This is a genomic window from Deinococcus terrestris (assembly GCF_009377345.1).
Lineage (GTDB): Bacteria > Deinococcota > Deinococci > Deinococcales > Deinococcaceae > Deinococcus > Deinococcus terrestris.
Genome location: NZ_WBSL01000001.1, coordinates 538880 through 558867, shown reverse-complemented (window position 1 = coordinate 558867; position 19988 = coordinate 538880). Strand labels below are relative to the sequence as shown.

At 66.0% G+C, this 19988-nt stretch carries 18 protein-coding genes and 1 pseudogene; 9 read left to right on the top strand and 10 right to left on the bottom strand.

Features of this window, described 5'->3' with window-relative positions; all coding sequences use genetic code 11:
- Positions 1–131 precede the first annotated feature (131 nt).
- Complete coding sequence (locus F8S09_RS02795; protein WP_152868734.1) at positions 132–1097, top strand: TAXI family TRAP transporter solute-binding subunit; 966 nt, start codon at positions 132–134, stop codon at positions 1095–1097.
- Between the two features lie 72 nt (positions 1098–1169).
- Complete coding sequence (locus F8S09_RS02790) at positions 1170–3332, top strand: TRAP transporter permease (RefSeq protein WP_194165191.1); 2163 nt, start codon at positions 1170–1172, stop codon at positions 3330–3332.
- A gap of 67 nt (positions 3333–3399) precedes the next feature.
- On the opposite strand, the gene F8S09_RS02785 is transcribed toward F8S09_RS02790, so the two are convergent.
- From F8S09_RS02785 to F8S09_RS02775, 3 genes are all read right to left on the bottom strand, one after another.
- Complete coding sequence (locus F8S09_RS02785; RefSeq protein ID WP_322618466.1) at positions 3400–4182, bottom strand: amino acid ABC transporter permease; 783 nt, start codon at positions 4180–4182, stop codon at positions 3400–3402.
- A gap of 157 nt (positions 4183–4339) precedes the next feature.
- Positions 4340–5095, bottom strand: coding sequence for an ABC transporter substrate-binding protein (locus tag F8S09_RS02780; protein WP_152868729.1), 756 nt, complete (start codon positions 5093–5095; stop codon positions 4340–4342).
- Positions 5096–5246: 151 nt separating this feature from the next.
- A complete protein-coding gene (locus tag F8S09_RS02775; RefSeq protein WP_152868727.1) occupies positions 5247–6494 on the bottom strand; it encodes an ABC transporter ATP-binding protein in 1248 nt (415 codons plus the stop codon).
- A 190-nt stretch (positions 6495–6684) separates the two neighbouring features.
- On the opposite strand from F8S09_RS02775, the gene F8S09_RS02770 reads away from it, so the two are divergent.
- Entirely contained in the window at positions 6685–7002 is a 318-nt protein-coding gene (locus F8S09_RS02770) for a hypothetical protein (RefSeq protein WP_152868724.1), read from the top strand.
- 4 nt (positions 7003–7006) lie between these two features.
- On the top strand, positions 7007–7156 hold the full coding sequence (locus F8S09_RS17565; protein WP_194165190.1) for a hypothetical protein: 150 nt from the start codon (positions 7007–7009) through the stop codon (positions 7154–7156).
- Between the two features lie 185 nt (positions 7157–7341).
- Here F8S09_RS17565 and secA read toward each other — a convergent pair whose 3' ends face one another.
- The 6 genes from secA to F8S09_RS02740 form a co-directional block, all read right to left on the bottom strand.
- Complete coding sequence (secA, locus tag F8S09_RS02765) at positions 7342–9957, bottom strand: preprotein translocase subunit SecA (RefSeq protein ID WP_152868722.1); 2616 nt, start codon at positions 9955–9957, stop codon at positions 7342–7344.
- A gap of 82 nt (positions 9958–10039) precedes the next feature.
- A complete protein-coding gene (gene tsaD, locus F8S09_RS02760) occupies positions 10040–11044 on the bottom strand; it encodes a tRNA (adenosine(37)-N6)-threonylcarbamoyltransferase complex transferase subunit TsaD (RefSeq protein ID WP_152868720.1) in 1005 nt (334 codons plus the stop codon).
- A 46-nt stretch (positions 11045–11090) separates the two neighbouring features.
- Positions 11091–11489: a barstar family protein gene (locus F8S09_RS02755; RefSeq protein WP_152868718.1), complete on the bottom strand. Its 399-nt coding sequence runs from the start codon at positions 11487–11489 to the stop codon at positions 11091–11093.
- Entirely contained in the window at positions 11486–11926 is a 441-nt protein-coding gene (locus tag F8S09_RS02750) for a ribonuclease domain-containing protein (RefSeq protein ID WP_322618465.1), read from the bottom strand. Before F8S09_RS02750 ends, F8S09_RS02755 begins: the two co-directional genes overlap by 4 nt.
- Positions 11923–12966, bottom strand: coding sequence for a heme-dependent oxidative N-demethylase subunit alpha family protein (locus F8S09_RS02745; RefSeq protein WP_322618464.1), 1044 nt, complete (start codon positions 12964–12966; stop codon positions 11923–11925). The genes F8S09_RS02750 and F8S09_RS02745 overlap by 4 nt, the downstream gene beginning before the upstream one ends.
- Before the next feature lie 12 nt (positions 12967–12978).
- The gene (locus F8S09_RS02740) at positions 12979–13788 is read right to left on the bottom strand and encodes an undecaprenyl-diphosphate phosphatase (RefSeq protein WP_152868716.1); all 810 of its coding nucleotides are present in this window, start codon (positions 13786–13788) and stop codon (positions 12979–12981) included.
- On the opposite strand from F8S09_RS02740, the gene F8S09_RS02735 reads away from it, so the two are divergent.
- The 3 genes and pseudogenes from F8S09_RS02735 to F8S09_RS17560 all read left to right on the top strand — a co-directional run bounded on the left by F8S09_RS02735 (position 13787) and on the right by F8S09_RS17560 (position 16674).
- On the top strand, positions 13787–14647 hold the full coding sequence (locus F8S09_RS02735; protein WP_152868714.1) for an aminoglycoside phosphotransferase family protein: 861 nt from the start codon (positions 13787–13789) through the stop codon (positions 14645–14647). The two genes, F8S09_RS02740 and F8S09_RS02735, sit on opposite strands and share 2 nt — an antisense overlap.
- 114 nt (positions 14648–14761) lie before the next feature.
- A pseudogene (locus F8S09_RS02730) lies at positions 14762–15607 on the top strand (IS5 family transposase).
- A gap of 58 nt (positions 15608–15665) precedes the next feature.
- A protein-coding gene (locus tag F8S09_RS17560) for an IS630 family transposase (protein WP_407643649.1) occupies positions 15666–16674 on the top strand; the annotation gives its coding sequence in 2 pieces (ribosomal slippage) (positions 15666–16136 and positions 16138–16674; 1008 coding nt in all).
- Between the two features lie 35 nt (positions 16675–16709).
- Here F8S09_RS17560 and F8S09_RS02720 read toward each other — a convergent pair.
- Positions 16710–17876 carry a hypothetical protein gene (locus F8S09_RS02720; protein WP_152868712.1) on the bottom strand — a complete coding sequence of 389 codons (1167 nt, stop codon included), beginning with the start codon at positions 17874–17876 and terminating at the stop codon, positions 16710–16712.
- 241 nt (positions 17877–18117) lie between these two features.
- Here F8S09_RS02720 and rpsB point away from each other — a divergent pair, with 241 nt between their 5' ends.
- Both rpsB and tsf read left to right on the top strand, forming a co-directional pair.
- Entirely contained in the window at positions 18118–18915 is a 798-nt protein-coding gene (gene rpsB, locus F8S09_RS02715; RefSeq protein ID WP_152868710.1) for a 30S ribosomal protein S2, read from the top strand.
- Positions 18916–19014: 99 nt separating this feature from the next.
- Positions 19015–19812 carry a translation elongation factor Ts gene (gene tsf / locus F8S09_RS02710; protein ID WP_152868708.1) on the top strand — a complete coding sequence of 266 codons (798 nt, stop codon included), beginning with the start codon at positions 19015–19017 and terminating at the stop codon, positions 19810–19812.
- Positions 19813–19988 lie beyond the last annotated feature (176 nt).

Sequence of the window (19988 nt, the reverse complement as noted above, 5' to 3'; positions counted from 1 at the left end):
CCCCGTCCCGGTCTAGTGTTCGCCCCGCCAGGAGGATTCGCAGGAGGCGCCGCCATTTGAGATAAGCTGCCCGCACATTCCCCTTTCACAGCGGGCTGCCCTCCAGCAGCGCAGACCCCACAGGAGACCCCATGAAGCACCGCAAGCGACTGCTGACCGCCGCCGTCCTCGGCACCGCCGCCCTCGCCGCCGCGCAGGGCACCACCTTCCTGACCATCGGGTCGGGCGCCACCACCGGCGTGTATTTCCCGGTCGCTACCGGCATGGCGAAGCTGATCACCGACGCGAACACCGGCGTCCGCGCCAACGCCCGCTCGACCGGCGGCAGCGTCTTCAACATGACGGCGCTGGGCACCGGGGAACTCGACGCCGCCGTCACGCAAAACGACGTCGCCTACTACGCCTACCGGGGCACCGGCCTGCAAGCCTTCCAGGGCAAGGCCAACAGCAAGATCCGCTCGATGGCGGTCCTCTACCCCGAGGTGCTGCATGTGGTCGCCCGCAAGGACGCCCGCATCAATTCCATCGCAGACCTGAAGGGCAAGCGGGTCGTGATCGGGGACCTCGGCTCGGGCACCGAGCAGACGGCGCGGCAGGTGCTGGAAGCCTACGGGCTGACCTTCGACGACCTCGGGCAGGCGCTGCGCGTCTCGCCCGCGCAGGGCATCACGCTGATGCAGGACAAGCGGGCCGACGCGCTGTTCTACACGGTCGGCGTGGGCGCGAGCGCCATAAGCCAGATCGCCCAGACGGTGGACATCAAAATGGTGCCCGTCGCGGGCAACCAGGCTGCCGCACTGATCAAGAAGTACCCCTTCTACGTGCGTTACAACGTGCCTGCCCGCTCCTACAAGGGCGTAGGCGCCACCGTTCCCAGCGTGGCGGTGCAGGCCACCCTGGTGACGACCTCCGACGTGTCCACCGACGCCGTGTACCGGGCGATGCGGGCCGCCTTCGGCAACGAGGAGGCTCTCAAGGCGCTGCACCCCACCCTGGCGCAGAACTTCTCCTACGCCAAGGCGGTCAAGGGCCTGCCCGCCCCGCTGCACCCCGGCGCCGTGCGCTTCTTCCGCGAGAAGGGCGTCAACGTCCGCTAACCTCTGATCCTGGGGCCAGCCGCCCAAACTGACGCGGCTGGCCCTCTCTTTTCCCCTTGAAATGAGGAAACTATGAGCGACCCCACAAGGCCGATTTCCACGGACCCGGCCCTAGACATGACGGAGGGCGAGCGCCGCGCCCTGGAGATCGTGGAGGCGAACGAGACGGGTGGGCGGCAACTGTTCGGTTTCTCCCGCCTGCTGGTGACCCTGATCGCGCTGGCGTGGTGCGGCTTTCAGATGTACGCCGCGCAGGTCGGCACGATGGACACCCTGCTGCTGCGGGCCACGCACCTCGCCTTCGCCTTCGCGCTGGCCTACCTGGTCTTCACCCCGCGCAAGACGCCGGGGCACGCGCAGCGGGGAGTGCCCTGGTACGACTGGATTCTGGGAACGGGGGCGGTGGCGACGACCGTCTACCTGATTACCCAGTACCCCACCATCGCCAACGTGCAGGGCGGAGCACTCAACCCCACCGACGTGTGGGTAGGAAGTGCCCTGATCGTGCTGCTGCTGCTCGCGGCGTGGCGCACGGTCGGGATCGCGATGCCCATCGTGGCGAGCGTGTTCATGCTGTACGCCCTGACCGGGCCACGCGGCCTGATCCGGGGCGACCTGGGGCCGCAGCTACAGCTTCACGCGGGGCAGACCTGGCCGCAGGTCGTGGGGCAACTGTTCGCCAACACGGAGGGCATCTTCGGGACCGCCATCGGCGTCTCGGCGCAGATCGTCTTCCTGTTCGTGCTGTTCGGGGCGATCTTCGACAAGCTGGGCGCGGGCGAGTGGTTCATGAACGTGGCGCAGGGGCTGCTGGGCGGCTTTCGGGGCGGCCCGGCCAAGGCCAGCGTGCTGAGCAGCGCCCTGAACGGCATCATCAGCGGCTCGTCGGTCAGCAACGTGGTTACGGGCGGCAACATCACCATCGGCACGATGAAACGGGTGGGCTACTCGGCCGAGAAAGCCGGGGCCATCGAGGTCGCCAGTTCCAGCAACGGCCAACTGATGCCCCCGGTGATGGGCGCGGCGGCCTTCATCATGGCGAACAACCTCAACATCGAGTACCGCACGCTGATTCTCGCGGCGGCGATTCCCGCCTTCCTGTGCTACGGGGCGCTCCTGGTGGTCACCCATATCGAGGCCCTCAAGCTGGGGCTGCGCGGCCTTCCGAAGAATGAACTGCCCTCGGTGCGCCGCACCATGCGGGCAGGTTGGTATTACCTCATTCCGCTGGTCTACCTGATCGGCACACTGACCATTAACCCGGAAGCCACTCCCGAGCGGGTTGCGCTGAACACCATCTTCCTGATGATCGCCATGCTGCTGGTGCAGGAGGCGTGGCGGGGGCGGCAGGACGGGCGCGGGGTCGGGCACGGCCTGCTGGACGGCGGGCGGCGGCTGGTGGAGGCAGCGGAGGGCGGTGCCCGGTCCATGATCGGCATCGCCATCGCCACCGCCGCCGCCGGGATCATCGTGGGCATCGTGACCATCACCGGGCTGGGCTTCGGGCTGGCCGACATCGTGGAGACGGTCAGCGGGGCGTTCCGGGGGCTGTTCACGGCGCTGGGGGGGCTACTGCCCGGCGTGGACACGGCCTCGGTGGTGACGGTGGGGACCATGCTCGTCGTGCTGCTGATGGCGCAACTGATCGCGCTGATCCTGGGGATGGGCCTGCCCACGACCGCCAACTACATCCTGATGAGTGCGCTGATCGTGCCCATCATCGCCCGCATCGCGGGGCTGGATACGAGCAACCCGGCGCAGATGCTCCCGGTCCACATGTTCGTCTTCTACTTCGGGATCATGGCGGACTCGACGCCCCCGGTCGCGCTGGCCGCCTTCGCCGCCGCCGCGATCTCGGGCGGGAATCCGGTGGCGACGGGCGTGCAGGCCTTTCAGTACGAGCTGCGGACGGCGCTGCTGGCGTACATGATGTTCTTCAATCCGTCGCTGCTCCTGATCGCGAATAACCGCATCGGCGGGCTGCCCTGGACCGAGGCGGTCCCGATGATCCTCTTCGCGTTCCTGGGGCTGGTCGCCTTCAGCGCCGCCACCCTGCGCTACCTGCACCGCCGCACCAACCCCGTGCAGACGCTGGCGCTGCTGACCGCCTCCCTGATTCTGATTATCCCCACCGCGCTGGTGTGGAACCTCGCCGCGCTCGCGCTGGTGGCCGGGGTGTACTTCTGGCAGAAGGCGGGGAGCCGCAACGAGCCGCCGGGGGTGGCGGTGGCGTAAAGGAGTCGTCTAGCAGAAAGCCCCCAGCCTGTGCGCCGGGGGCTTTGTGCTGCTGACTGTGGACGCCCTACCGCGTCGCGATCTTCACCCGCCTCTCCAGTTGGTCGGTGAACAGCGTCATCACAGTGGTCAGGGCGAGGTACACGCACGCCACCGTCGTCAGCACCGGGATAGGCTGGAAGGTCTCGCTGGAGACGCGGTTTCCGGCCAGCGTGAGTTCCAGCAGCGCGATGGAGGACGCCAGCGACGAGTCCTTGAGCAAGGCCACGAGGTTGTTGACCAGGGGCGGCACGACCACCCGCATCGCCTGAGGCAGCACGACCGTCTGCATCGTCTGGGCGCCGCTGAGACCCAGCGACCGGGCGGCTTCTGTTTGCCCGCGCGGAATCGCCAGAATCCCGGCGCGGACCACCTCCGCGTTGTACGCCCCGACATTGAGCGACAGCGCGATCACCGCCGACCAGAACTCGTTGAGTTCAAGGTCGATGCCGACGCCTTGCAAGATCAGCGGCAGCGCGTTGTACACGAACAGGATCTGGACCAGCAGCGGCGTCCCGCGAATCAGCCAGATAAAGAGGCTGGCGGGCGCCCGCACCAGCCACAGGGCACTCGTCCGCATGATGCCCGCCACGATGCCGACCAGCAGGCCGATCAGACCACTCACCACCGTGAGTTGCAGCGTGACCCGCGCCCCCTCCACAAAGAGGTCGGCGCGGGGGCCGATGGGGTCGGGCATCTGGCGCAGGATCAGGGTGATGACGTAAAAGAGCAGCAAGAAGGCGGCGACGGCCCCCACCACCCACCCCAGCAGAGCCAGCCCCCCCAGGGGTCTGCGGGCGGGAGCGGTCACGCGGCGCTCCGGCAGCGGTCAGACCAGGGGCCGGACAGGGAATGAAACACTTGTCGCATTACGCCGATGATGCCACAGCCGCTGGCGGCGGAAGCCATCCACAGAAAGGGGGAGGCGAGCCGACCGGCCCTCTCCCCCGCGCAACCAACCCCGAGATTCAGCGGCAGCGCACGTCCTGCCCGAAGTACTTCTGGCTGAGCTTGGCGTAGGTACCGTTGCCCTGCGCCTTGGCGAGGGCGGCGTTCAGCTCCTTGAGCAGGCCGCTGTTGCCCTTTTTCACGGCCATCGCCACCCGCTCGTTGAACAGCAAGTCGCCCTGCTTGACCTTGCCCCCCTGCGCCTTCACGAGGTCAATCCCGGTGAACTTGTCGCCCACCCAGGCGTCCACCCGGCCCGCCATCAGCGCGGCCTGCGCCGCCGTGTCGGTGGGGTAGGTCTTCACGTCGCCCACGCCGGGCACCTTGCGAACATTTTCGAGGTACGTGGTGCCCACCTGCACGGCCACGCTCTTTCCCTTCAGCGCGGCGGCGGTCATCGGGCCGCCCGGCTTGGCGACGATGGCCCCGCCCGTGCAGTAATGCGGGGTGCTGAAGTCCACGGCCTTGGCCCGCTCGGGGTTGATGCCGTGGCTGGCGATCACGAAGTCGTAGCGGTCCTGGTTGAGCCCGATCAAAAGGTTGTCGAAGGGCTGGGTGGTCCACTGCACCTTCAGGCCCAGCTGCTTGGCCAGCGCCTCAGCCAGCTCGACCTCGAAGCCCGTGAGCTGCTTGCCCTTCAGGACGTTAAAGGGCGGAAAGGCCCCCTCGGTGGCGATCTTGACCGTGCCGGACTTCTTGATCTCGGCCCAGGTGCGGGCCTCGGCGTTGGCGGCGAGCAGGGCGAGGGCAGTCAGGGTCAGCAGGGCTCGTTTCATGGGTGGACCTCCAGGGAAGCTCGAAAATGGTGTGGCCTACTCTAGCGTTTCTTTATGAAGAGAATGCGGTCTGTCTCAGCCATTTGAAAGCCAGACTGCTCCGCACACCCCCCAGATGGAAGGTGCAGAGCAGTCCGGCGTTTGGAAGGGCTCAATCCTCGGCGGAGATCACAGTGACGGTCGCGGGGCCGGGGGCGACCTGGGTGCCGGCGGGCATGGACGTGCCCATGGGGGCCTGCCCGGTCACCGGGTACTCGTATCCCAGGCCCTGCGTGTCGGCCTGACCGCGCTTGCCGGTCGGGGTGCCCCGGTCGATGGCGAGTTCGGTCTCCTGGTCGAAGGCGTGCAGTCGGGTCTGGTCGATCAGCAGGTCGATGTCGTCGCCCACTTCGAGGGGGGCTTGACCTTCCACCTTGGCGATCAGGTGCTGGCCCTGCACGTCAATCACGAGGTCGGTCTGGGCACCCAGCGGCTCCACGACGACGACCTGCCCGCGCAGCACGTTCCGGCCTTGCGGCAGGTCACTGTGGCCCATCACGCCCACATGCTCGGGCCGAATCCCCAGGTGAACCTCCCGGCCTTCGTAGGCCTTCAGGCTCTGCGCGAGGCGGCCCATCGCGGCCACCCGGCTGCCGCCGATCACGAACTCGCCGCCCTCCACCCGCGCGGTCAGGAAGTTCATGGAGGGGCTGCCGATGAACCCGGCCACGAACTTGTTCTGCGGGAAGTCGTAGAGGTTCATCGGCGTGTCGACCTGCATGATCAACCCGTCGCGCATCACCACGATGCGGTTGCCGAGCGTCATCGCCTCGACCTGGTCGTGGGTCACGTAGACGATGGTCGCGCCCAGGCGGCGGTGAAGCTGGGAGATTTGCGAGCGCATCTCCACGCGCAGCTTGGCGTCGAGGTTGGACAGCGGCTCGTCCATCAGGAACACGGACGGCTCGCGCACGATGGCGCGGCCCATCGCCACACGCTGGCGCTGCCCGCCCGAGAGCTCCTTAGGCTTGCGCCCCAGCAGGTGCTCAATCTGGAGAATGCGGGCCGCGTCGCGCACCCGGCGGTCGATCTCGTCGCGCGGCGTCTTGCGGAGCTTGAGGCCGAAGGCCATGTTCTCGTAGACGTTCATATGCGGGTAGAGCGCGTAGTTTTGAAACACCATCGCGATGTCGCGGTCCTTGGGCGGCACGTCGTTGACCACGCGCCCGCCGATGCTCAGCACGCCGCTGCTGATGTCCTCGAGCCCCGCGATCATCCGCAGCGTGGTGGACTTGCCGCAGCCCGACGGCCCCACGAACACCATCAGCTCGCGGTCCTCGATGTGCAGGTTGAAGTCCTTGACCGCGTGGTGCTTGGTGCCGTAGCGCTTGTTGATGTTCTCCAGAACGACTTCTGCCATGACGCTCTCTTCTCCTTACGCCCCTGCTCTCACCCGTGAGTGTGCTGCCCGTAGGTCAGGGCAGCGGGTCGGGCGACCGGGGTTCGCCTAGAACCTGGGTGAACGCTGACGCGGAAACGGACACGGGTAGTGTACTCCGGGCGGGGCGAAATCGTGACAGGAGCGTCATGAAATGCGGTATGACAGGGCCATGCCTCCGCCCCACCACACCTCGGGAAACCAGTGGGCGGATGCCTGGACCACGCTCGCAGGGACGCTGCTGTATCTGGCGGCGAGCGTTCTGAGTACATCGCCGGGCTTTGTCTGGGATGTTTGGGGTCCGTTGGGTCAAATCCTGGGCCTGGGTTTGATGACCTGGGGAGCGGGCCGGAACATCCGGCGGCGGAGGAAGCACCCGGCCCTGGCCATCATTCTCTGGGGGCTGTTCGGCCTGGCGACCTTCTTCTTCCTGGCCGCCATCTGGTACGCCTGGCAGGCCGAGCTGCTGCGGCGCGGCGCGGGAGGCTGACGCCGTGTCCCTCTCCCGTCCCTGGCTCTGGCTGATTGCCCTTCTCGCCGCCTTCGCTTTCGCCCGCTCCAGCCCACAGGCACAGCTTCCAGGCTCGGTCCTCATGTCGGGGCTGATCACGGTCTACTTCTCCGCCCACGCCTGGGGACTCTAGCGTACCGGGTCGCGGTTCCCGGCCCTGGTCATGACAGCAGCGTGTCTGCTGCTGCTGTACGCCACGGCCGATCCGGCGGCGCTGGCCTTCGGCTGGTGGTGAGCTAGGGGAAAGGGGCGGCCACCCGCTTCCGGTGACCGCCCCCTGCCTCTCCCCTGTGCTCTCTGCTGCGGCTGAAGCTCCGCTTACGCCGCGCCCTGCTGCCCGAACTGCATCCGGAAGATGTACTTCGTGACCTCGCCCTTGAGGGTGTCGATCATGTCGTTGAACATGTTCGTGGCCTCGAACTTGTACTCGGTGAAGGGGTCGCGCTGACCGTAACCGCGCAGGCCGATGCCCTGCCTCAGCACGTCCATCGCGTGCAGGTGCTCTTTCCAGTGCTGGTCCACGAGTTGCAGCAGCACGTACCGGCTCAGGCTGTTGAGCATGGTCGGGCTCAGCTCGTCCTTGCGGGCGTCGAAGGCGTCGGCCACCGCTTCCATCAGGTGCGCGTGGGCCGCGTCAGGGCTCATGCCGCGCAGGGCCTCGAAGTCGTAGGTCTCCAGTTGCGGCACCGCGTCGGCCATGTTGGTCCGCAGGGTGTCGAGGTCCCAGCTTTCGGGCGCCTGATCGAGGGGCGCGTAGTAGGCGAGCTGCATGTCCGCGAAGTCGGCGATCATGCCCTCGGTCGACTCCTCGACGTCCTCGTCGCTGCCGAGCAGCACCTCACGGCGCTGGGCGTAGATGGTGTCGCGCTGCACGCTCATCACGTTGTCGAACTCCAGTAGTTGCTTGCGGATGCCGAAGTTGCGGTCCTCCACGCGGGCCTGCGCCTTTTCGATCGCGCCGGTGACCATCTTGGCCTCGATGGGCTGGGTGTCGTCCATCCCCAGGCGGTCCATCATGGCGACCACGCGGTCGTTGGCAAAGAGGCGCATCAGGTCGTCCTCGAAGGAGACGTAGAAGCGGCTGGAGCCAGGGTCCCCCTGACGCCCGGCGCGGCCCCGGAGCTGGTTGTCGATGCGCCGGGACTCGTGCCGTTCGGTGCCGATGATGTGCAGCCCGCCGAGTTCCTGCACCCGCTGGCGGTCGGCCACGGTGTCGCTCTGGAGCTTCTGCGCCTGCCGGATAAAGTCAGGCACCATGCCGGGAATCGCCATGCCCAGGCGCTCGGCTTCCGGATCGCCCCGGCTGATCGCCTTGATAAAGGCCTCGGCCTCGGGGGCAAAGCGGCTGATGCCGAAGTTCTGCTCGATGGCCTCGCCCAGGATGAACTCGGCGTTGCCCCCCAGCATGATGTCGGTGCCGCGCCCCGCCATGTTGGTGGCGATGGTGACGGTCCCCGAGCGGCCCGCCTGCGCGATGATGCTGGCCTCCTGCGCCTCGAACTTGGCGTTCAGGACGGCGTGTTTGATCCCGGCCTGCGACAGCAGGGCACTGAGCTGCTCGCTGGTGTCGATGCTGGCGGTGCCGATCAGGATCGGGCGCCCGCCCGCGTGCATCTCCTGCACCTCGTTCACGACGGCGGCGTACTTGCCCATGCGGGTGCGGTACACGAGGTCGTCGGCGTCCTTGCGCAGGATGGGGCGGTTGGTGGGAATCACCAGCACGTCCGAGCCGTAGATGTCGAGGAATTCCTTTTCCTCGGTCTTGGCAGTGCCCGTCATTCCGGCGAACTTGTTGTACAGACGGAAGAAGTTCTGGTAGGTGATCGTGGCGAGCGTCTGGTTCTCGTTCTCGATCTTGACGCCTTCTTTGGCCTCGATTGCCTGGTGCAGGCCCTCGCCGTAGCGGCGGCCCGGCATGGAGCGGCCGGTGAACTCGTCGATGATGACGACCTCGCCTTCCTCGTTGATGATGTAGTCCTTCTCGCGGTGGTAGAGCTCCTTGGCGCGGATCGCCTGCACGATCATGTGCGCCTTGTCCATGTTCTCGGGGCTGTAGAGGTCGCCCAGCGAGAGCAGCCGCTCGATCTTGGAGATGCCGCCCTCGGTGAGGTGGACCTGCTTGCCCTTTTCCTCGATGGTGTAGTCGCCGGTCGGCTCGGCCCGCTTGCCGGGTTCGGCGGGTTCGCCCTTCTGGAGGCGGCGAATCAGCTTGGCGAACAGGTAGTACTGGTCGGTCGCCTTTTCGGCCGCGCCCGAGATGATCAGCGGGGTGCGGGCCTCGTCAATCAGGATGGAGTCCACCTCGTCGACGATGGCGAAGTGCAGCGGTGTGTCGGCCCGCAGCGAGAGCTGCTCGCGGCTCTGGGCCATGTTGTCGCGCAGGTAGTCGAAGCCCAGTTCCGAGTTGGTGACGTAGGTGATGTCGCAGGCGTAGGCGGCCTGCTTCTGGTGCGGCTGGAGGTCGCGGCTCGCCAGGCCCACCGTCAGGCCCAGCGTGCGGTACAGCAGCCCCATCTCCTCCATGCCCACGCGGGCGAGGTAGTCGTTCACGGTGACGAGGTGGCAGCCCTTGCCCTCCAGCGCGTTCAGGGCGAGGGCCAGCGTCGCCACGAGCGTCTTGCCTTCACCGGTCCGCATTTCCGCGATGCGGCCCTGGTGCAGGGCGGCCCCGCCGATCAGCTGCACGTCGTAGTGCCGCTTGCCGATGGAACGGCGGCCCGCTTCCCGAATCAGGGCGAAGGCCGGAATGATCACGTCGTCGAGGGTCTCGCCGCCCTCCTGCACGCGCTTTCGCAGCGCCATAAAGGCTTCCGCGAGGTTCTCGATTTTCTGGGTTTCTTCTTCCAGCGCGTTGACGGGTTGCACGATCGTCTTCACGATTCGCGCCACGTCGCGCTGGTTGTTATCAAACACTTTGTTCAGGACACGGAACATGACACGCGAGTATAGCGCGTGAGGGGCTCACCTATCGCCAGAGTTCAGTAAGTCGCTTGTAAGAAAGTTGAGCGGGTCAGGCTCAGGCATTGGCAAGCGGCGCATAGGCGACCGCGCCCTCGGACAGGGGGCTGGGGGGACGCCCCGCTCGCAGTGCCGCCGCCCCCGCGAGCGCGATCATCGCCCCGTTGTCGGTGTTCAGGCCTTGGCCGGGGAAGACGGCGCGGACGGGGCTGGCCGCGAACGCCTCGCGCAGCGCCCGGTTGGCGGCCACCCCGCCCGACACCACCACTGTGTCCCGGCCGTGGGCCTGAGCCGCCCGCAGGGTCGTTTTCAACAGAAAGCTCACCGCCGCCCGCTCGAAGCCCGCCGCGAGGTCTTCGGGCCTCGCCCCCGCGCGGTGGGCGAGCAGGGCCGCCGTCTTCAGACCGCTGAAGGAGAAGTCGAAGCCCTTCTGGCCCTTGAGCGGCTCCTTGAACGGCACCGCCTCCGGGTCGCCGCGCTGGGCCGCCTCGCTGATGGCGGGGCCGCCGGGGTAGCCCAGGCCCGCGAGCCGGGCGATCTTGTCGAAGGCCTCGCCCGCCGCGTCGTCGCGGGTGGCTCCCACGAGGACGTACTCGCCCTCACGCGGCACGTCGAAGAGGTGGGTGTGCCCGCCCGACACCACCAGCGCGAGGTAGGGGGGGCGCAACTCGGCCTCCGAGGCCGCCGCGAAGATGTGGCCTTCGAGGTGGTGGGCGGCGTAGAAGGGCACGCCGAGCGCCTGCGCCAGCCCCTTGCCGTACATCAGCCCGACGAGGAGTGCCCCCACCAGGCCGGGGCCGGAGGTCGCCGCGACCACGTCCACGTCCTCCACCGTCAATCCGGCCTCGGCGAGCGCGTCCCCGGTGACCGCGTCAATGCGCTCGACATGCTCGCGGCTGGCGAGTTCGGGCATCACGCCGCCGTAACTCGCGTGGATCGTCTGGGACCACACCCGGTTGGCGAGCACCCGTATCCCGCCGTCCGGGGCGAGTTCGACCACGCCCACCCCCGTGTCGTCGCAGGAGGTGTCGATGCCGAGGATGCGGGTGGGGCGGGCGTTCATCGCGGGGGAGGATAGCAGGGGGCGGCGGGCCGCACCGCCGCCAGGGTCACCAGGCCCGTGGGTCGTACCCGGTCTCCTCCGCGAGCAACCACAGCGAGCGCCCCTGCCGGGCGACCTCGGCCTGGGCGTCGAGCAAGACGCCCTCCAGGTACGGGCCGAGCTGACGCTGCCGGGTGCGGAAGGCCGCGTAGTCCGTGAGCAGGATGGCGAAGCGCTCCGGCCGCGCCTCCGGGTCGGTGAGCACGTCGTAGAGGGCGTCCCAGTTGCGCCCGAAGCTCTCGGTGAGCGCCAGGCCGCGCAGGAAGGCCAGCATCAGGCTGTCCTTGTCACGCACCTCGCTGAAATTGACCTCGCGCAGCGCCACCTGATGCCCGGCGGCCAGGATACGCGGGTCGTGGGGGGCGGTCTGGATGCCCTGCGGCGACTCCTGAAAAACGTTGATCATGGGGCGATCCGCCGGAAAGACGCGTAGTGGTCGGCGGTGTAGTAGCACTCGGCGGTGGGGGGCTCACGCTCGGCACAGACGATTCTCCGCGCTCCCCGGTCGTCCTCGCCGGGGGTGGGCACGGTGTACTCGCGGTAGGTGCCCTGGGGCAGCAGGCGCTCGCGGTTGCCGAACACGCTGCCGTCCTTGCGGTACGGAAAGGGGCCGTCCGAGGCGATCAGGGTCAGGGTGTGCCGTCCCTCGGGGGGCAGGGCGCGGGCCTCGATCCAGGGCAGGCCGCTGACCGGATCACGGGCGGGCCGGGCCGGGGCCGGAGCGCGGGTCTGGGCAGCCACCGGCTCCCCGCCCATCTGCGGGCCAGAGGCGGGCGCGTCGCACCCGGCCAGCGCGGCGGCGACCAGCAGGGCACCCAGGGACACGAAACGGCGCAGGCTCACGCTCCGGAGTGTAGGGCAGGGCCGCCCCGCGACCCCTTGAACGTTCCCTGTTCGTCCAGCCAGGCCAGCAAGTCGGGCAGGAGGTAGGTCAGCCCCTTATACGCGACCTGTTCCGGCGTCATGGAGCGCAGCGCGGCAGCGAGTGGCCGGGCCTGCTCCGGGGTGGCGACCGCCTCCCGCAGCGGATACACGTAAGGCCGGATGGTGAACAGCGCTCCGTGCGCTGCCGGAAAGCCCGTCAGCGTCTGCCGCTCGACCCGCAGGAAGGCGCGGGCTGGGTCGAAACGGGTCTCCCCCGCCCGGTCCTCGTCCGGGGGGGCGGCGGGATGGTGGTCGAGGCGGTCACTCATGGCGACGCCCCACGCGAAGCGCACGAAGGGACCACGGGCGATGACAGCCTCTACCAACCGGGGCGCGGTGGCGTTCAGCGGGCCACTTCCCGCGACCGGGGTATGGACCGCCACGAAGTCCCGCCCCAACTTGTCACGTGGGTCCCAGTGCTGCGGCGAGAGGACGTGCGCGGCGGCCAGCCAATCACGAGTTCCCTCCGGATCGCGGGCGATCATGGCGAGGTCCTCGGGGGCATTCAGGCCCAGGAAATCCAACGCGTTCAGGGGCGTCAGCCCGGCGACCAGCGAGGCCAGCGGAGCGTCGAAGCGGGTCAGCCCCTCCATGCTCCCCCACCGCAGACCGAGGTCGGCAGCCCAGCCCAGTGCCACGTTCGTGAAGCGTCGCCCGTCCCAGGTCATCACGCCCCCGCTCTCGGCGGCGAGGGTGCGGGCGACGAAGTCCAGGGCCGCCTCCCGCAACTCCGGCGTCAGCCCCGCCTCGCCCCCGTACTCGTGCGCCCCTCGGCGGTGCGCGGCGACCTTGCTGGCGACGAAGCGGGCATAGTCGCGGTCGAGGGCGAAGGTATGCCCCTCGGCCTGCCCATCCTCTCGCCAGGGCACCGGCTGCACTCCCAGACGAAACAGGCCCGCCGACACGCGGTACACGCCCTCCAGAAAGGGGCGGTAAACGGTCGGCGGGCTGGGGAACACAGCTTGATTGTGCTACAGCCGCCCGGCTCCCACCAGCAGCAGGATGATCACGCCCACCACAACCCGGTAGACCGCGAAGCCCTTGAAGTTGTTGGTGGACACGAACTTCAGCAGCCAGCCGATGGCGAGGTAGGCCACCACGAACGAGGTCGCCGCGCCCAGTAGCACATTCAGCAGGCCGATCTCCCCGAAGATCACCTCGCGGTCCTGAATCAGGTTCAGCAGGGCCGCGCCGCCCAGGGTGGGCACGCCTAGGTAGAAGCTGAACTTGGTCGCCGTGGGGCGGTCGAGGCCCAGCACCATGCCGCCCAGAATCGAGCTGGCCGAGCGCGAGAAGCCCGGCCACAGCAGCGCGAGGCATTGCAGCACGCCGATCAGCAACGACTTGCGAATCCCGATGTCCTCGATGGCATGCACGGCGGGCTGGACCCGGCGGCTCTCGATCAGCCAGATCAGCACGCCGCCCACGATCAAGGCCCACGCCACCACAGTCGGATTGAACAGGTTCGCCTGAATCAGGTCCCCGAACAGCAGGCCCAGCACCACCGCCGGAATCGTGGCGACCACCACCCCGGTCCACAGCGTCTGCTGCTCGCGGTCGCGGCCGATGTCGCGCACCTTCAGGAAGTCCCGCCAGTAGTACACCAGCACACTGAGGATCGCGCCGCCCTGAATGACGACCTCGAAGGCGTCCTTGACCTCCTTGCTCCACGGCACGCCCATCAGGTTGCCAGTGAGGATGAGGTGGCCGGTCGAGCTGATGGGCAGGAACTCCGTGATGCCCTCGACGATCCCGTAAATGATGGCGTAGAACCAATCCATGTCGGGGCGGAGCCTAACACCTGAGGACGGGGCGGGCGCGTCCTCCGAAAGTCACCCCTTCTTGCCCTGGCTGCGGCGCTGGCGCCTCACGCCCGACGGTGCCCCCATTCGCACCCACAGCAGCGACCTCCTGCCCGTGCGCTTTGAGGGCCAACCCGCCATGCTCAAGGTCACGCGGGTGGACGAGGAGCGGGTCGGTCACCGCCTGATGGTCTGGTTCGGGGGCGAGGGGGCAGCCTGCGTGATGAGGCATCAAGACGAGGCCACCTTGCTGGAACGAGCCGAGGGCGATCTCTCCCTGACCGAGATGGTGCGGGCTGGGAGAGACGACGAGGCGAGCCGGGTGCTGTGCGGTGTTGTGCGGCAATTGCACACGCCCCGCCCGCAGCCGTGGCCCGAACTGACGCCTCTGACCCGCTGGTTCCGCTCGTTGGAGGAGGTGGCACCCCAGTACGGCGGCATCTTCACGCTCTCACTGGAAGCGGCTCGGCACCTCCTCGCCCACCCGCAAGGCGTGCGGCCCCTCCACGGCGACTTGCACCACGGCAACGTCCTGCACAGCTGCGAGCGGGGGTGGCTAGCGATTGACCCCAAAGGTCTGATCGGGGAGCGCGGCTTCGACTATGCCAACATCCTCTGTAATCCGGACCTTGAAACGGCGACCCAGCCCGGACGGCTCGCACGGCAGGTGGACGTCGTCGCGGAAGCAGCCGAACTGGAGCGACCCCGCCTCCTTCAATGGGTCCTCGCCTACGCGGGCCTCTCGGCCTCGTGGTGGCTGGAGGACGGCAGGCAAGATGAGGCGGAACCCGTGCTGGACGTGGCGCGGACCGCGGCAGCGGACTTGGTGCGAGTGTAGCGCGGGAGTAAGGGGAATGCCAGGACTCCTATTTAAAGTGCGTCTGAAAACCGTGCTGGCGCATGGTTTTCCCGCGTGATCGAACGCGCACGATGAGGCGGAGGTGGTGCGCCCATGACCCGGCCTGCGTACCCAAACGATCTCACGGATGCCGAGTGGAACGTCCTTCGTCCGCTACTCCCTCCAGACGCCCCAGTTGGCCGCCCCCGGAAGTGGGCATTGCGGGAAATCCTGGATGGCATCTTCTACCTGCTGCGTGGAGGCATCGCCTGGCGGGCGATGCCCCATGACTTTCCCCCCTGGCAGACGATCTACCACTATCACCGGCTGGGGAGGCTGTAGGGCGTCTGGGAAGCCGTGCACACCACACTGCGGGAATGGGTCCGTCTCCGGGAAGGTCGCGAGGCGACCCCCAGCGCCGCGATTATCGACAGCCAATCGGTGAAAACGACTGAGGCTGGTGGACCCCGCGGGTATGACGGCGGCAAGAAGGTCAGTGGCCGCAAGCGTCACCTGCTCGTCGACACGCTGGGGCTGGTCATGGCCATCAAGGTGCATGAAGCGGACATCCAGGACCGCACCGGTGCGGTCCTGCTCCTGCGGGATCTGCCGAACGTCTTTCCGCGCATGGGACACTTGTGGGCCGATGCCGGCTATACCGGGAAGCTCGCTGGGGATATCCACACGCACCTGGGCTGGACGCTGGAGATCATCAAGCATCCCTGGGCTGGCTGGCAGGGCACCTGGGCGCCCAAAGACGCACCTCCACGACCCGTGGAGGTGCCGAAAGGGTTTGTAGTGCTGAAGCGCCGCTGGGTGGTGGAGCGGACGTTCGCGTGGTTGGGAAAGTCCAGGCGCATGGCCAAGGATTACGAGGCACTCGTCGAAACTGCCGAGAACCTGGTCTACCAGGTCATGATTCGGCTGATGGTGCGTCGCCTGGCCAAAGGCCCACCCTGACGGTTTTCAGACGCACTTTATTGATCACGGCGTAGGTACGAATTGATAAGCTTGCCGTATGCCTGGCTGGCAGCCGACCCATTACTCACGCGTTCAGCTTGAGGAGCGCCGCATGGCCGCTCTGGAATGGATCGAGCGCGGCACCCACCGAAACCAAGAGATTGCAGATCATTTCGGTGTCTCCGTGCATACGGTCTACACCTGGAAAGCTCGACTGCGGCGCAACGGTGGCCTTCAAGCCACCGTTGCCGGTGGCGCTGTTGCGCGACTCACCTCCGCACAACACGAGCACCTTCGCACCCTCCTGAGGGAGGGTGCTTTGCAGCACGGCTTTCCCGATCCGACGTGGACGACGCGGCGGGTCACGGATCTGATTGGCCGACATTTCGATGTGTGGTACCACCACGACCACGTGCGCCGAATCCTTCGCCAGTTGGGGTTCACACCTCAACTGCCGGATGGACGTGCGGTGGAGCGCAATGAACTCCGGATTGCCTCCTGGCGGGAACAGGTCGCGCCGGAGTTGGAAAAAAAAGGTCGCTGAGGGCAAGACGCTGGTGTACCTGGATGAGGTCGGGTTCTCGCTGAAAGGCGTGCGGAGGCGGACGTGGTCGACCAGGGGCGTGACGCCCCTGGTCACGCTCCCGGCGAACTGGAAGAAGCTCTCGGCCATTGGGGCCATCACCTCGGACGGTCGATTTTTCCAGCACACGAAGTCCGGGGCGATTCGCAGTGGAGACGTGGGCCGGTTCTTCCATCATCTGCTGCGTCAGATCCAGGGAGAGATCGTGGTGATGCTGGACAACGCGGGCATTCACCGGTCCAAAGCTACTCAGGCGTTCGTGGAGCTCCACGAACGCCTGTCCTTGGTCTTTCTCCCGCCGTACGCCCCGGAGTTGAATCCCATTGAGCTGGTGTGGGCGTATGTCAAACGGAATGTGCTAGGGAACTTCTGTGCTCGCTCTGTCGCAGCGTTGAAGGAGAAGCTCCGAGGGGCGTGGCAGCGTGTTCGGTACATCCGCCTGCCCCAGCAGCTTATGAATGCAAATCTATGCCGCGATCAATAATCTTATTCCCTCGCGCCGCCCCAAGGTCTACAGTCTTACTTAGTAATATCAAGGTCCAGCTCTAGAATGCCCATAAGCCTAATTAGGTCCTCTGCTGTCAAGCCATAAACTTTCATCACGTTGGCGTTGACGCACCTCAGGGTTGCTTCGTTGAACTCTCTCATATCGCACATAGGATAACGCGCCTGTACCAAAGCGTTTCCCGGCGATGTTTCCGCAAAGTTCTCGTTGCGTTTTATCAGTTCACGGTCGATCCAGCGGGTAGCTGGCAAGGTACTACCTGGCATAAGTTGCTTGCCCTGCTCGGCAAACACGTCCAATTGCCCGGTTTCACGGCTTCGACTATTCAATAAAAGAGCAGCGTGTAGATTGTTTACGCGACTCAATATTGTATTGTCGGTTACCAGCGCCGGGTGTGTTTTCAGGATGTAGAATTGCGTGGCTCCTGCATCTAAATTGGCAATTCTTTCTTCCCACACACTCACCGGCTTATCTTGGTGAAATACTTCATGCCGAAAAAGTTCGGCAAAACTGGTCGGACTTGATTGCCGATACCGCTTGTTGAAGGTTACCATCATCTGCCCCTGATTGTTCACAAATACTTCGGCACCTGGAGTATACTCATCCGCCCCATAGTCTACGAAAGACATGTTAGTTACCTTTTCCAGGCCCGCCTCTGTCTTAGCATTCAGAATGAAATCAATTAGCCTGTAGTCTTGCATAATGGCGGTATAAGAGATTAGTCCTGCTCGCAGCAAAGGATCACCTATTTTTTGGCGCAGTTTGACAGTATTAAACAGATTCAGCATCTCTTTCTGGGCTTGCATATCGCCAGGAAACTCATCGCTCAGGAACTTTTTCAGCTCCACAAGAACTTGAGCCTCGGTTTTTATGCCGCTAGGAATTTCCTCTGCGATAGCAGTTGGATAAACGCTCTGTGGAAACAGATTGACGTTCTTGGGCGGCCGGGGACCCGACCTCAAAATCTCATTGATGCTCGCGGGCGGGCAGGTGTTGGTCACGACACAGGAAGCAGGCGGCGGCTGAGGCGGCGGACAGGTGCCCGTCACTTCACAGGTGGCAGGCGGAGGCTCGGAGGGCGTTGACCCACACGCGCTCAGTCCCCCCAAGGCGACGACCACCCCGAGCAGCCAGCTGTGCTGAAGGCCACCCCACGCCCCACTTTCTGTGAAGTTTTTCATATTTCACTTTACTTCTCATCTGGGCTTTTTTGGTGATACACCGAGCATTAGCCGGTTCCATGCTCCACACCGCCCAGTTTCGGCCTTCCTCTGATCTGCTACACTTCCCGTTTGGGTGCCCCCGTGACCCCTGCCCACCCACGCTAGAACGTCGTGGATGGGCCTGGCCGCAAGAACGTCACCGAGACGGAAGGCTGGCACGAGGACGGCAAACTTTTCCCACCAACGTTCAGGAGTCCCCATGTCGTACATCTCCATGAAGCAGCTGCTCGAAGCGGGCGTGCACTTCGGCCACGAGACCAAGCGCTGGAACCCCAAGTTCAAGCGCTTCATCTTCGCCGAGCGCAACGGCATCTTCATCATCGACCTGCAAAAGACCCTCAAGCAGATCGACCGCTCCTTTGACTACATCAAGGACCTCTCCGAGCGCGGCGGCGTGATTCTCTTCGTCGGCACCAAGAAGCAGGCGCAGGAGATCGTGGAACTCGAAGCCCGCCGCACCGGGATGCCCTTCGTGACCAGCCGATGGCTCGGCGGCATGCTGACCAACTTCAAGACGATGCGCACCCGCATCGACCGCCTGAACGAACTCGACGACCTGTTCGAGTCCGGGCGCATCAATGACCGCCCCAAGGCCGAACGCATTCAGCTCGGCTCCGAGCGCGAGCGCCTGCTGCGCTTCGTGGGCGGCATCCGCAAGATGACCCGCCTGCCCGACGCGATCTTCGTGGTGGACCCCACCAAGGAAGTCATCGCCGTGCAGGAGGCCAACAAGCTCGGGATCCCCGTGATCGCGCTGGCCGACACCGACAGTGATCCCGATGTCATCGACTACATCGTGCCCGGCAACGACGACGCGATCCGCAGCATCCAGCTGATCACGCACCGCATCGGTGACCTCGTGGTCGAGGCGCGTGGCGGCGGCGAGGACGTGTCCGGCGGGCGCGTGGAAGAGGGCAACGCCGACATCGCGGCGGCCGAGCAGGGCGAAGAGGGCGACACCAGCCAGCTGACCTCGACCCAGGGCCGCGCGGGCTGAGCCGGAAGCTCACCGCAGCACCGGGGGCGGTTCGGAGCAGGGCTCCCGGCCCGCCCCCCCTTCTCAGAACAGCCAATCCACTCTCAGGAGGTACCCACCATGATGGAATCGATCAAGAAGCTGCGTGAACTCACCGGCGCGGGCATGATGGACGTGAAAAAGGCCCTGGCCGACGCGGGCAACGACGAGGACAAGGCCGTCGCCCTGCTGCGCGAGCGCGGCATCGTGAAGGCCGCCAAGAAGGCCGACCGTGAAGCCAAGGAAGGCCTGGTGAAGTTCGTCGTGGACGGCAACCGCGCCGCCATCGTCGAAGTGAACTCGGAGACGGACTTCGTGGCCCGCAACTCGGACTTCCAGGCGCTCGTCGAGAGCCTCGCGCAGGCCGCCCTGAAGGCCGGGACCAACGACGTGGAGGAGTTCAAGAACTTCACGCTGGAGAGCGGCGACACCGTGGCAAACACCGTCGCGGCGGCGGCGGGCAAGATCGGGGAGAACCTCGTCCTGAACCGCGTGGCCTACGTCGAGGGGGACACGGTCGCCGGGTACGTCCACTCCAACGGCAAGATCGGCGTGCTCGTCGACCTCGCGGGCGGCGACACCCAGAAGGCCAAGGACGTGGCGCTGCACGTGGCCGCCGAGCGTCCCCAGTACCTCAGCCGTGACGAGGTCAACCAGGAAGACATCGAGAAGGAGCGCGAGATCCTCACCAACAAGGCCTTGAACGAGGGCAAGCCCCAGCAGATCGTCGAAAAGATCGTGGGCGGCCAGATCGGCAAGTTCTACGAGGAAAAGGTGCTGCCCGAGCAGAAGTTCGTCAAGGACCAGAGCCTCACGGTGTCGAAGTACCTGGACGGTGCCCAGATCAAGCGCTTCGTGCGCTTCGAGATCGGCGCGTAAAGGTGAGAGGGGGCGGCGATCAAAGCCGCCCTTGTTCTGGATTTCCTTCCGGGCTGCCCCTGCTTTTTCCCTTCCCACGCCCAGCGGCCCCTCCCGGCCTGGCTGGGCGTTTTGCTGGACTCCCCTTCGCCTGGCAGGGGGCGGCCCCGGCCTGAGCTTCCTTCCCGGCCATCCCT